This is a genomic window from Catenulispora sp. GAS73 (assembly GCF_041262085.1).
Taxonomy (GTDB): domain Bacteria; phylum Actinomycetota; class Actinomycetes; order Streptomycetales; family Catenulisporaceae; genus Catenulispora.
In genome coordinates this window covers 318,785-331,250 of record NZ_JBGCCM010000008.1, presented here as the reverse complement: position 1 = coordinate 331,250, position 12,466 = coordinate 318,785, and the positions used below count along the sequence as shown (strand labels likewise).

Annotated in this window: 13 protein-coding genes; 10 read left to right on the top strand and 3 right to left on the bottom strand. The window is 70.7% G+C overall.

Annotated elements, in window-relative coordinates; translation table 11 throughout:
- The first annotated feature begins 11 nt into the window (after positions 1–11).
- From ABH935_RS15005 to ABH935_RS14995, 3 genes are all read left to right on the top strand, one after another.
- On the top strand, positions 12–956 hold the full coding sequence (locus ABH935_RS15005; RefSeq protein WP_370378510.1) for an amino acid ABC transporter permease: 945 nt from the start codon (positions 12–14) through the stop codon (positions 954–956).
- The gene (locus ABH935_RS15000) at positions 953–1,762 is read left to right on the top strand and encodes an amino acid ABC transporter ATP-binding protein (protein ID WP_370378476.1); all 810 of its coding nucleotides are present in this window, start codon (positions 953–955) and stop codon (positions 1,760–1,762) included. Before ABH935_RS15005 ends, ABH935_RS15000 begins: the two co-directional genes overlap by 4 nt.
- Before the next feature lie 230 nt (positions 1,763–1,992).
- On the top strand, positions 1,993–2,622 hold the full coding sequence (locus ABH935_RS14995; protein WP_370346902.1) for a CGNR zinc finger domain-containing protein: 630 nt from the start codon (positions 1,993–1,995) through the stop codon (positions 2,620–2,622).
- Between the two features lie 144 nt (positions 2,623–2,766).
- On the opposite strand, the gene sodX is transcribed toward ABH935_RS14995, so the two are convergent.
- The gene (gene sodX, locus ABH935_RS14990; protein WP_370378475.1) at positions 2,767–3,120 is read right to left on the bottom strand and encodes a nickel-type superoxide dismutase maturation protease; all 354 of its coding nucleotides are present in this window, start codon (positions 3,118–3,120) and stop codon (positions 2,767–2,769) included.
- A gap of 94 nt (positions 3,121–3,214) precedes the next feature.
- On the opposite strand from sodX, the gene sodN reads away from it, so the two are divergent.
- The 3 genes from sodN to ABH935_RS14975 all read left to right on the top strand — a co-directional run bounded on the left by sodN (position 3,215) and on the right by ABH935_RS14975 (position 5,432).
- The gene (gene sodN / locus ABH935_RS14985; RefSeq protein ID WP_370378474.1) at positions 3,215–3,616 is read left to right on the top strand and encodes a superoxide dismutase, Ni; all 402 of its coding nucleotides are present in this window, start codon (positions 3,215–3,217) and stop codon (positions 3,614–3,616) included.
- A 275-nt stretch (positions 3,617–3,891) separates the two neighbouring features.
- Entirely contained in the window at positions 3,892–4,329 is a 438-nt protein-coding gene (locus ABH935_RS14980) for an anti-sigma factor (RefSeq protein ID WP_370378473.1), read from the top strand.
- Entirely contained in the window at positions 4,326–5,432 is a 1,107-nt protein-coding gene (locus tag ABH935_RS14975; RefSeq protein WP_370378472.1) for an RNA polymerase sigma factor SigF, read from the top strand. Before ABH935_RS14980 ends, ABH935_RS14975 begins: the two co-directional genes overlap by 4 nt.
- 90 nt (positions 5,433–5,522) lie before the next feature.
- Here ABH935_RS14975 and ABH935_RS14970 read toward each other — a convergent pair whose 3' ends face one another.
- On the bottom strand, positions 5,523–5,978 hold the full coding sequence (locus ABH935_RS14970) for a hypothetical protein (RefSeq protein WP_370378471.1): 456 nt from the start codon (positions 5,976–5,978) through the stop codon (positions 5,523–5,525).
- An 89-nt stretch (positions 5,979–6,067) separates the two neighbouring features.
- Between ABH935_RS14970 and ABH935_RS14965 the strand changes: the two genes are divergently transcribed.
- On the top strand, positions 6,068–7,000 hold the full coding sequence (locus ABH935_RS14965) for a diacylglycerol kinase family protein (protein WP_370378470.1): 933 nt from the start codon (positions 6,068–6,070) through the stop codon (positions 6,998–7,000).
- A 666-nt stretch (positions 7,001–7,666) separates the two neighbouring features.
- A complete protein-coding gene (locus tag ABH935_RS14960) occupies positions 7,667–7,918 on the top strand; it encodes a WhiB family transcriptional regulator (protein ID WP_015796260.1) in 252 nt (83 codons plus the stop codon).
- Positions 7,919–8,175: 257 nt separating this feature from the next.
- Here ABH935_RS14960 and ABH935_RS14955 read toward each other — a convergent pair whose 3' ends face one another.
- Positions 8,176–9,702 carry a histidine kinase N-terminal domain-containing protein gene (locus ABH935_RS14955; protein WP_370378469.1) on the bottom strand — a complete coding sequence of 509 codons (1,527 nt, stop codon included), beginning with the start codon at positions 9,700–9,702 and terminating at the stop codon, positions 8,176–8,178.
- Positions 9,703–9,832: 130 nt separating this feature from the next.
- Between ABH935_RS14955 and ABH935_RS14950 the strand changes: the two genes are divergently transcribed.
- Positions 9,833–11,005 carry an 8-amino-7-oxononanoate synthase gene (locus tag ABH935_RS14950; RefSeq protein WP_370378468.1) on the top strand — a complete coding sequence of 391 codons (1,173 nt, stop codon included), beginning with the start codon at positions 9,833–9,835 and terminating at the stop codon, positions 11,003–11,005.
- A gap of 35 nt (positions 11,006–11,040) precedes the next feature.
- Positions 11,041–12,249, top strand: a complete 1,209-nt coding sequence (gene nagA / locus ABH935_RS14945; protein WP_370378467.1) for an N-acetylglucosamine-6-phosphate deacetylase — start codon at positions 11,041–11,043, stop codon at positions 12,247–12,249.
- Positions 12,250–12,466 lie beyond the last annotated feature (217 nt).

The window sequence follows — 12,466 nt, the reverse complement described above, 5'->3', positions numbered from 1 at the left end:
CCGCCCCGGACATGCCGTTCGCGCCCGCCGCGATCCGCGCGGTGCCGGTGAGACGTCCGGGACGATGGATCAGCGCGGCCATCCTGCTGGTGTTCGTGCTGATGTTCTTCAACATGCTGGCGTTCAACAAGAACTTCGGCTGGGACCTGGTCCGGCAGTGGCTGTTCTGGCACACCATCGTGCAGGCCGTGGTGGTCACCCTGGAGCTGACCGTCTACGCGATGGTCATCGGGATCGTCGGCGGCGTGCTGCTGGCGGTGATGCGGCTGTCGAGCAATCCGGTTTCCTCCAGCGCCGCATGGGTCTACACGTGGTTCTTCCGCGGCACCCCGGTCCTGGTCCAGCTGTTGTTCTGGAACAACATCGCGGCGCTGGTCGGTCAGCAGATCGGCTTCGGCATCCCGTTCGGGCCGCAGTTCCTCCACCTCAACACCAACTCCACGATCACCGCGTTCACCGCGGCGGTGCTGGCCCTGGGCCTGAACGAGGCGGCCTACATGTCCGAGATCGTCCGCGCCGGCCTGTTGTCGGTGGACGAGGGGCAGACCGAGGCCGCGGCGTCCCTGGGCATGCGCCGGGCGAAGATCATGCGCCGGATCGTGCTGCCGCAGGCGATGCGGGTGATCATCCCGCCGACCGGCAACGAGACCATCAGCATGCTGAAGACCTCGTCGCTGGCCTCGGTGATCGGCGTGGTGGAGCTGACGGACGCCAGCGAGTCGGCGATCCACCTGTACTTCAAGGCGATCCCGTTCTACGTCGTGGCCTCGCTGTGGTACCTGTTCTTCACCACGGTGCTGTCCATCGGCCAGTACTACATCGAGCGGCACTACGCGCGCGGCTCCAGCCGGAACCTGCCGCCGACGCCGTTCCAGAAGCTGATGCGGATGAACCTGTCCTTCCGGCGGCGCGCCTACACCTACGCCCCTGCCGGCACAGAGAAGGGGCCGTCATGACCACCATCAGCGTGCCCCAGAGCGACGGTTCCCCCGGGACCGCGGACCGCCCGGCGGTCGAGATCAGGGACGTGTACAAGGCCTTCGGCCGCGTGCCGGTCCTCCAGGGCGTCTCCATGACGGTCCGCGAGGGCGAGGTGGCCTGCCTCATCGGCCCCTCGGGCTCGGGCAAGTCGACGCTGCTGCGCTGCGTGAACCATCTGGAGAAGATCGGCGCCGGGCGGATCAGCGTGCACGGCCAGCTGGTCGGCTACCACGAGAAGAACCAGCGGCTGCACGAGATGCACGACCGGGACGTCGCCAAGCAGCGGCGCACGATCGGCATGGTGTTCCAGCGGTTCAACCTGTTCCCGCACAAGACCGCCCTGGAGAACATCATCGAGGCCCCGCTCCAGGTGCTCGGCAAGAGCAAGGACGTGGCCGTCGCAGAGGCCCGCGAGCACCTGGAGAAGGTCGGCTTGTCCGACAAGGCGGACAACTACCCGACCCAGCTGTCCGGCGGGCAGCAGCAGCGGGTGGCGATCGCCCGGGCGCTGGCCATGCAGCCGAAGCTGATGCTGTTCGACGAGCCGACCTCGGCGCTGGACCCGGAGCTGGTCGGGGACGTGCTGGCGGTGATGCGCGGGCTGGCCGAGTCCGGGATGACGATGATCGTCGTGACCCACGAGATGGGCTTCGCCCGGGACGTCGGCGACACCGTGGCGTTCATGGACGGCGGCGTGATCGTGGAGCACGGCGACGCCCGGCAGGTCATCGCCGAGCCACAGCACGCGCGGACGCAGGCGTTCCTGGCGAAGGTGCGCTGACGCGGCTCCGACCAGGCATGTCCGAAACGGCCGCGGATCGTTTCCAAGAGCGTTCCGCGGCCGCCTCTTTGGACGTTCTCCACAAAGGTCGGACGACTCGGTTGTTGAATCGACGATGAATTGACCCTCGCGCAGCGTCCTCGAACGGCGTACCGTCAGGGCTACTAAACGAGCAGAACGTCGGGCATCGGACGCCTGACGCTAACTAAAGGCGAACAAGGACGAAGGCCGTGGAACTCGCATCCTACGCAGATCGGGCGGTGTCGCTGGTGAACACCGCCGACCCTTACCGGCACCGGGACACCCTCACCACGTGTGAGCAGGCCAAGGAGCTGCTGGCGCCGGAGGGCAGGTGCCGCGTCACCAATGCCGACGTGGCGGAGCTGCGCGCGATCCGCGACCGGCTCCGCGAGGTCTTCGACGCCGCCGAGTCCGGCCGCGTGCCGCGCGCCGTCCAGGTCCTCAACTCCCTGATGAAGCAGTACCCGATCCGCCCCGTGGTCACCGACCACGACGGCGCCTCGTGGCACCTGCACCTGGCCGAGGGCGCGCCGACCATCGCGGCGGTGTACGGCGCCAAGGCCGCGATGGGGCTGGCCGTGCAGGCCACCGAGCTCGGCTTCGACCGGCTGGGCGTCTGCCAGGCCGCACCGTGCCGCGAGGTGTTCATCGACACCTCGACGAACCGCTCGCGCCGCTACTGCTCGGACCGCTGCGCCACCCGCGCGAACGTGGCCGCCTACCGGGCCCGGCGCAAGGAGCAGGCACGGGCCGCCGCGGCGGCCGGCGAGGCCGAAGCCGCCGCGACCGCCGCCGGCAAGGTGATGGCCGCCGCCGGAAGCGCCGCACCCGGCCGCTGACGAGCTCCCAGCCCCACTGGGAGCTCGCAGGAGCACCGGGCGTCCGCGATCGGCTCAGCGGCCCTCACCGGCCGTGCGGGCCGATCCGCGGTTCGCGGACGAACTTTCTTCAGCGCTTTCGGCGTTGCCGGCGCTCCGGCTGCGTCAGCGCTTCTCCGGGATCCGGGCGATCCGGCACGGATCCCGGAGCCGCAGCACGGCGCGGGCCAGGACCAGATCGTCCGGCACCGCGCCGAACTCGCGCGAGTCCGACGTCACGAACTCGTTGTCGCTCAACAGCCACCAGCCCCCGCTCTCGCGGCGGTCGACCCGCTTGACGACGAGCAATCCGTCGGCTCGCAGCGGGTGCCGCGCGACCACCACGTCGCCCGGTCGGATCTTTCCCAGGCGCACCCCGCGCACCACGACGAAGTCGCCGTCGCGCAGCGCCGGGGCCATCGAGGGGCCGCTGACGCGGTGCACGGACCACCCCCGGGCCCGGCGTGGGACAAGTCTCACGGACGCCACCATGCCACGCGTCGGATCAAGGGGCGCAGTAGGGTCGTGTAGTCCGTTGTCCGAGTATCCGGCGCATCAGATAGGGGAACCTGACATGTTCTCGCGGATCTTCTCCCGCACCACCGCTGTCCACGCTCACTGCGACCTCCCGTGCGGCGTCTACGACCCGGCGCAGGCCCGGATCGAGGCCGAATCGGTCCTGGCCATCACCAAGAAGTACGCCGACAGCTCCGACGAGGCCTTCCGGACCCGCGCCATCCTGATCAAGGAGCAGCGCTCCGAGCTGGTCAAGCACCACCTGTGGGTGCTGTGGACCGACTACTTCAAGGCGCCGCACTTCGAGAAGTACCCGCAGCTGAACACCCTGTTCAACGAGGCCACCAAGCTGGCCGGCGCGGGTGGCACGAAGGGCAGCATGGACCCGGCCGTGGCCGAGCAGCTGCTGGGCAAGATCGAGGAGATCTCGAAGATCTTCTGGGAGACCAAGCAGGCCTGACCGGTCCTTGATCGGCCGCTGAGCGATCAGCACGGTCCCGCGAGCCGTCCCGCGCCGGATTTTCCCCGGCGCGGGACGGCTCGTCTGTCCCCCGTTCGGGGTACGTTGAGTGTGAGGGACGAGCACTGAGGGTGCGTCCGGGCCACGCCCGGGCACGCGTTCGGCGTACGATCCGCAGCAGAATGATTCACTCCAGCAGCGGAGGTGTCGTGCATCAGCACTCTGCCCAGCGGACAGCCGTCCCCACAATCGCCTCAACGAGCGCAGGAAGCGGAATGGGACAACAAAACGGTGCCCCGCAGGACTTCGTCGAGGTACGCATCCCGGCCGAGGGAGCGTACCTGTCGGTGCTGCGCACAGCGACCGCGGGCCTGGCGGCCCGGCTGGACTTCACTTTGGACGAGATCGAGGACCTGCGCATCGCCGTGGACGAGGCGTGCGCGATCCTGCTCACCAAGGCGGTGCCCGGATCCGGGCTGACGTGCCGCTTCGAGCTGCGCGACGGCGCGCTCGCCGTGGACGTCTCGGTGCCCACGCTGGACGGCCGGCCGCCGGCCCGGGACACCTTCGCCTGGACCGTGCTGGCGGCGCTGGCCGGCCAGGTGGACGCGAAGGTCTCCGACGCGGAGGGGCCCGACGGCCCGGCCGGGAACAGCATCGGCCAGATCGTCACCATCAGCATGCTCAAGCAGCGCGGCGTGGGAGCTTCGTGAGCGCCGCCGAGGAGATCCCAGTGCGCGCCTTCGAGCCCGACGAGATCCCGGCCGCCCGCCGGGCCGGGTACGGCGAGGGTCAGCGGGGCACGCCCGCGGCCGCCGCCGGCGCGGCCGGGGACGACGACGTCCCGGACGCCCCGGACACCCCGGACGAGCCGGACGCCGACGTCGAGGACGCCGACTTCGACGAGCCGGTCCTGGAGCTGGAGGACCTCGCCGCAGACCTCAGCGCAGACCTGGTGGAGGCCGAGGACCCGGACACCGACGCCGACGCCGAGACCGTCGCCCCGGTCGTCGCCTCCTTCCCGCTGCGCCGGACGCCGCGCCAGGGCGGCCCGCACGCCGAGGCGCACGCCCGCGCCCGCGAGCTGTTCGCCCGGCTGAACGAGCTCCCCGAGGGCTCCACCGAGCGCAAGCAGATCCGCGACGAGCTGGTCCAGATGCACCTGCCGCTGGTGGAGCACCTGGCCCGGCGCTTCCGCAACCGCGGCGAGCCGCTGGACGACCTGACCCAGGTGGCGACCATCGGCCTGATCAAGTCGGTGGACCGCTTCGACACCGAGCGCGGCGTGGAGTTCTCGACCTACGCCACGCCGACCGTGATCGGCGAGATCAAGCGCCACTTCCGCGACAAGGGCTGGGCGGTCCGGGTCCCCCGCCGCCTGCAGGAGCTCCGGCTGTCGCTGACCAGCGCCACCTCCGAGCTCTCGCAGCGCAACCGGCGCTCCCCCACGGTGGCCGAGCTCGCCGAGTACCTCAAGATCTCCGAGGAGGAGGTCCTGGAGGGGCTGGAGTCGGCGAACGCCTACTCGACCCTGTCCCTGGACGTCTCCGAGGGCGGCGACGAGGACTCGCCGGCCGTCGCGGACTCCCTCGGCAGCGAGGACGAGGCGCTGGAGGGCGTGGAGTACCGCGAGTCGCTCAAGCCGCTCCTGGAGCAGCTGCCGCCGCGCGAGAAGAAGATCCTGCTGCTGCGGTTCTTCGGCAACATGACGCAGTCGCAGATCGCCGAGGAGATCGGCATCTCGCAGATGCACGTCTCGCGCCTGCTCGCGCGGACCCTGGAACAGCTCCGGGCCCAGCTGCTGGTCGACGAGTGAGCCGGCGAGTGATCGGTTAGGCGGAGAAGCAGAAGAGCGGCGGCCCGACCGGGCCGCCGCTCTTCTCACGTCCGCTCGGGACTCGTCGTCTCATGTCCCCTCGGGGCTCTCGTCCTCGCGCCAGTGCTTGGTCAGCGCCGCTGTGGAGGCGGGAGTGAAGATGCACACCAGCCCGACGACCGCGGCGGCCACGGTCGGCACCGCGCCGATCCAGAAGTGCGCCTGGACCATGAAGTAGGCGACCCACAGCGCCAGCAGCTGCATCATCACGGCCGGGGTGCGGGCCCGCATGCTCGCCCGCGCCAGGCCGCGCGGAACCAGCGGCAGCGGGACGGCGAAGATCAGGAACGTGACGGCGACCGCGATCGCCTGCCCCCGCTCCCGGGGCGTGCCGACGAAGGCCTCGACCAGCAGCCAGACCACGTACACCAGGGCGACCAGGCTCTCCACCGCCGTCACCGCGGCGGCGCCCAGCAGCGGACGCGGGATCTGCTCCCGGACGCCGGGAACGGCGGGCGCGGCCTGCGGGGTCGGATTGCTCGGCATAGACACCGAGGGTACCTCCCGACGCAGCACCGGCCGCGTGCGGGCGGGTCGCATACCGCAGTCGTAATACGAACCAGTAACGTGTGCCCATGCGCGCGCTCCTGGTCATGAACCCCAAGGCGACCAGCACCTCCGAACGCACGCGTGAAGTGCTGGCGCACGCCCTGGCCGGGGAGCTCGACACCGAGATCGGCGAGACCGCCTACCGCGGGCACGCGGTCGAGCTGGCGCGCGCCGCCGCCGAGGACGGGTTCGACCTGATCGTCGCGCTCGGCGGGGACGGCACGGTCAACGAGGTCGTGAACGGCATACTGACCGCGCGGATCCCGGAGGGCGGCCGGCTGCCCGATCTCGGCGTGGTCCCCGGCGGGTCGACGAACGTCTTCGCCCGCGCGCTCGGGCTGCCGAACGATCCGGTCGAGGCCACGGGCGTGCTGCTGGACGCGATCCACGAGAACCGGCGCCGGCCGGTCTCCATGGGCCTTGCCGACGACCGCTACTTCACCTTCACCGCCGGGTACGGCTTCGACGCCGCGGTGGTCGGGATAGTGGAGGAGCGCCGCAGCGCCGGGCACAAGTCGACCGGTTCGCTGTACATCCGTTCGGCGCTGCGCCACTACTGGCACGGCCTGGACCGCAGGAATCCGCCGATCGGCATGAAGATGGCCGACGGCACGGAGATACCGCGCCTGTTCATGGCGATCGTCACGAACACCTCGCCCTGGACCTATCTCGGGAACAAGCCGATCGTGATCACGCCGGAATCCTCGTTCGAGGACGGTCTGGACTTGTTCGGCGTCACCAGGATGTCCGGCCGGGCGGCGTTGAGGATAGTGCGGCAGATGTTCACGTCCACTGACAAGCTGGTCCGCGGGAAGAATGTCAGCCTGCAGCACGACCTGACGGAATTCACGCTCACCGCCGAGGTCCCGACCGACTTCCAGGTCGACGGGGACCACTTGGGGCTACGCGAAAGTGTGACGTTCCGCGCGATTCGCGACGCGCTGCGCGTCGCGATGTGATGACATGGAGTCACAGCCGGTCGCCGGGGTCCTGACGTTGCCGAGGATTCTCAGGTACTAGCTCGCTCTAGTGCCTTTGGACTAGTCATCGGCACCTCGTTACCCCCTTGGAAGGCAAGGTGTGAGCGAGGAGACACCCTGGAATCCAAAAACATCAGACCAACCTCTTGTGCACCGGCCGGATCCCCTGACACCCTTTGTGAAGGCACCTGTCGGAGGATCACCCGGCTTGGTGCGGTTGGGCGCGAGGGAAAAGCGGCACGGATCTTGTCCGGGTCGCGGTTCTCCCTTTGCGTCATGCCTTCGTCTGTGGAGCGCGTCAGCGATCTCCGCGCCAGGCCAACTGCCCAGTAGTTCGAGTGGTCGCAGATCGCCGGGGTTACTAGTGAAAGCGTTCACATTCACAAGGTGGACGCCGGAACGGGGAACCCGCGCGGCGGTCGTCCAGTGGCGGGCCCGCCGCCACACAGGTAGAGCCGTACAGAAGACGTACAACAGCAGGACCCACAGTGACCGGACACCCGCGTCCGGCGTTGTGGCTGTAGTAACCGGCACATCGGACGCGACCGGACCCGCCAGGGCCGTGGGGGACCTGGTCGAGTCGCCGCTTCCGTGCCGGCGGACGAGCAAACATACGTACACGACTGAACCGAAGGAGTGGACCCCATGGACTGGCGCCACCGCGCTGCCTGCCGTGACGAGGACCCAGAGCTCTTCTTCCCCATCGGGAACACCGGGCCCGCGTTGCTGCAGATCGAAGATGCCAAGGCCGTATGCCGCCGTTGTGACGTGGTCGACCAGTGCCTTCAGTGGGCTCTGGAGAGCGGCCAGGACGCCGGCGTGTGGGGCGGGATGAGCGAGGACGAGCGTCGCGCGCTGAAGCGTCGCGCCGCGCGGGCCCGCAGCCGGATGGCCTGACCAGGCCCTCGGCTTCCCACCCCCGGCAAGCTCTCGCACGACCGCACGACAACTTCAAACGTATCTCCGTGCTGCGGCGGTCTTGGACCGCAGTACGGACGCCGAGACTGAGCGGTCCCAATAGGGCCGCTCTGTTGGTTTTCCCGGGGTCTTTCTCCGGGGCTTCCGCTCATAGCGTAGCGGAGTCCTGTTACCACTCTGTTGCGCCCCCGGGTAGCCCCTCTCGCCCAATCTCAGCTCTTCGGTTGAGACGCCGCTCAGCTCTTCGTCTGAGGCACCTCGCCGACCTCCAGGTCCAGCACCGCCACCGCGCCTCGGCCGCTGGGGGCCGGCCGGAGATCGAAGGTGCCCTTCAGATCGCCGTGCACAAGTGTTCTGACGATCTGAAGTCCGAGGTTCCCGGCCGTGGCGGCGTCGAAACCCGCCGGCAGCCCGTTTCCGTCGTCGGTGACGATCACGCTCAGCCGGGGTCCGGAGCGCCGCGCCTCGACCTCCAGCGATCCCCCCTGGTCGGCCAGGCCGTGCTCCAGCGAGTTCTGCAGAACCTCGGTCAGCACCATCGACAGCGGGGTGGCGATCTGCGCGGACAGGATGCCGAAGCGGCCGATCCGGCGCGAGCGCACGGTCACCCCGCCGGGGCCGCCCGGACCGCCGGCGCCGACGTCCACCACCATCTCCAGCACCCGGTCGGCGATCTCGTCGAAGTCGACCTGCTCGTCCAGGGTCTGCGACAGCGTCTCGTGGACCAGGGCGATCGAGCCCACCCGGCGGACCGCCTCCTCCAGCGCGGCGCGGCCGGTGCCGTCGTCGATGCGCCGGGCCTGGAGGCGCAGCAGCGCGGCCACGGTCTGGAGGTTGTTCTTCACCCGGTGGTGGATCTCCCGGATCGTCGCGTCCTTGCTGATCAGCTCGCGCTCGCGGCGGCGCAGCTCGGTGACGTCGTGCACCAGGACCAGCGCGCCGGTGCGCTCCCCCTGCGGCCGCAGCGGGATGGCCCGGAGCTGGACCACGGTGCCGTTGCCCTCGACCTCGGCCTCGCGCGGCTTGCGACCGGAGGCCACGACTTGAAGTGCCTCCTCCATCGCGCCCTGGACCGGGGCCAGGGTCGCGGTCAGGTCGCCGAGGTGCTCCCCCACCATGTCGGCGGCGTAGCCGAGCCGGTGGTAGGCGGACAGCGCGTTCGGGCTGGCGTAGACGACGGCGCCCTCGGCGTCGAGCCGGATCACGCCGTCGCCGACGCGCGGGGAGTTGTCCTGCTGATCGCGCGACTCCGGGTAGGGGAAGATCCCCTCGGCGATCATCCGCGAGAGGTCCGCCGCGGTCTGCAGATAGGTCAGCTCCAGCCGGCTCGGGGTGCGGGCGGCGAGCAGGTTGGTGTTGCGGGAGATCACCGCGATGATCCGGTCCCCGCGGCGCACCGGGATCGCCTCGACCCGGACCGGCACGTCCTCGCGCCACTCCGGGTCGCCCTCGCGCCGGATCCGCCCGGAGTCGATGGCCAGGTCCAGCATCGGCCGCTCGCCCCGCCGCAGCGTGGAGCCGACCAGGTCGGCGGTGTAGCAGGTGGGGCCGGTGTTCGGGCGCATCTGGGCCACCGCGACGTAGCCGGGGCCGCCCAGCGCGGCGGGCTCGGCGTCGGTGCCGCCCTCGGTCCGCAGCGGGGCCCACAGCACCAGGTCGGCGAACGACAGGTCGGCCAGCAGCTGCCAGTCCGCGATCAGCAGGTGCAGCCAGTCCAGATCGGCCGCGTCGAGGTCGGTCCGCGTGTGGATCAGGTCGTTCATGGACGGCATGCTTCTTCGTATCACAAGCCGGCGCCCACAACTGATTGTCGGCCCGGACAGGCCCCCCACGATCGTTTTGGAAGTTCCGGCAGGTCCGGAGCCCTGCGGGGGCGGGTAGCCTCTTGGCTTCGTGAGCACCCTCGACCAGCCTTCCCAGCACCCGCTGTCCTGGCTCGCCGGCCGCGCGGACGAGCGCCGCGCCGCCGGGCTGCGCCGGACCCTGGTCCCGCGCGGCGCCGACTCCGCGCTGATCGACCTCGCGGGCAACGACTACCTCGGCCTGACCCGGCATCCGGAGGTCGTCGAGGGCGCGGTCGAGGCGGTGCGGCGCTGGGGCACCGGCTCCACCGGCTCCCGGCTGGTGACCGGGACCACGGAGCTGCACGCGGAGCTGGAGGCCGAGCTCGCCGCGCACGCCGGCATGGAGGCCGGCCTGGTGTTCTCCTCCGGCTACCTGGGGAACCTGGGGGTCATCACGGCGCTGGCCGGCCGCGGCGACCTGATCGTCTCGGACAGCCTCAACCACGCCTCGATCATCGACGCCGCGCGGCTGTCGCGGGCCCGGGTCGCGGTCACGCCGCACAGCGATGTGGAGGCCGTCTCCCGGGCGCTGGCGGAGCGGTCCGAGGAGCGGGCTCTGGTCGTCGTCGAATCCTTGTTCTCGGTGGACGGGGACACAGCACCCCTCAGAGAGCTCCACGAGGCCTGTAGAGCGCACGGCGCGGTCCTTGTGGTGGATGAGGCGCACGGGTTCGGTGTGGCCGGTCCTGAGGGCCGTGGAGCCGTTTTCGACGCCGGGCTCGCCGGACAGCCGGACGTGATCGTGGCCGCGACCCTGTCCAAGGCGCTGGCCTCGCAGGGCGGGGCGATCCTGGGCTCGGCGGAGCTGGTCGCGCATCTGGTGGACGCGGCCCGGTCGATGATCTTCGACACCGGGCTGGCCCCGGCCGCGGCCGGGGCGGCGCTGGCCGCGCTGCGGGTGATCCGGCGCGACCCGGGGCTGCCGGAGCTGGTGCGGAAGCGGTCGTGGGAGATCTACGAGCTGGCGCTGGCCCTGGGGTTGGAGGCCACTCCCCCGAGCGGCGCGGTGACGTCGATCATCATGGGCGCACCCGAGGCCGCGGTGGCCGCGCGGGACTTCTGTCTGGAGCGCGGACTGCACGTCGGCTGTTTTCGGCCACCGTCCGTACCGGACGGTAAGTCACGCCTAAGAGTGACGGCACGTGCGGATTTGTCCGACCTTGAAGCAGAGCTGATCCGTTCGGTCTTGAGCGAACTCGCGGAGAATCCCGCACAGGTCTAGACATCCACAAATGGTCTAGTCCACAATCTTTTCTCGTGACCAGCATCTCAGCTCCGCGCGTCCTTCTCGACGGGCGCCTGGCGGGACCCGCCACCGTCGTCGTCGACGACGGCGTCGTGGCCGAGGTGCTGGACGGCGCTTCGCCCGACGCCGACATAGTCCTGGACTCCGGCGTGCTCGCGCCGGGTCTGGTGGACATCCAGACCAACGGCTGCTTCGGCGTCGACTTCATCACCGCCTCCGACGACGACTGGCGGCTGGTCTCCGACCGGCTGCCGAGCACCGGCGTGACGGCGTTCCAGCCCACGTACATCACCGCGCCGCTGGAGACCCTGCTGGCGGGGGTGGAGCGGGCCGGTGCGGTCTTCGGCTCCCTGCGGGGCGCGCAGGCGACGGGGGTCCACCTGGAGGGGCCGTTCCTGTCGCCGCTGCGCCCCGGGGTCCACGACCCCCGGTACCTGGTCGAGCCGACGCCGGAGCGCGTCGGCTCGATCCTGGCGACGCGGTCCGCCGAGGGCACGCGCGGCGTGGTCACGATGGTGACCCTGGCCCCGGAACTCGCCGGCGCGCCGGAGGCGGTACGCCGGCTGTCCGAGGCCGGGGTGCGGGTCTCGCTGGGGCACACCGACGCGCTGGCCGCGCAGGTGCTCGCCGCGGCGGACGCCGGGGCGACCCTGGTCACGCACATCTTCAACGCCCAGCGCCCGCTGAACCACCGCGAGCCCGGGGTCCCGGGCGCCGCGCTGTACGACTCCCGGTTCACCTGCGGGCTGATCGCCGACCTGCACCACGTGGCCCCGGAGATCTGCACGCTGGTCTGGCGCGCGGCCGGCGGCCGGGTGGCGCTGGTGACGGACGCCATAGCGGCGGCCGGAATGCCGCCCGGCGAGTACGAGTTGTCGGGGATCAAGGTCCACCTCGGCGAGGACGGCGTGCCGCGCGACGCGGCCGGCGTCATCGGCGGCTCGGCGCTGACCCTGGACCGCGCGGTCCGCAACCTGGTCGGCATCGGCCTGGACGAGGCGTCGGTGCTGGTCGCGGCCACCCGGGTGCCCGCCGACGCGCTGGGCCGGACCGATCTGGGCCGCATCGCCCCCGGCGCCCGCGCCGACCTGGTGTGGTTCGACGACGGGTACCACCCGCTGCACACCTGGGTCGCAGGGCGTAGCGTATTCGAGGCCGGTTCCGGCGCCCAGGCGTCGGACGGGCCCCACAGACTGGCGAGGGAGCACCAGCCCGCCTAGCCCTGACAGGCGCGGGACGGGTGTTTCCGACCAGGCCGCCACCCGGCGGCAACGCACGACGAGGCTCCGCACGCCTCGCCGGACGGCCGGGACGGCGGCGAACCAAGAAGGCCGCGGGCTAGCGCGGCGGTGGAGGTTGAGGGGCCGAAACCGCCGCGGGCCCGGGGCCGGGGGCTTTCGGAGCCCGCTGCAGACCATGTGCCGGGGCGTCTCGCGC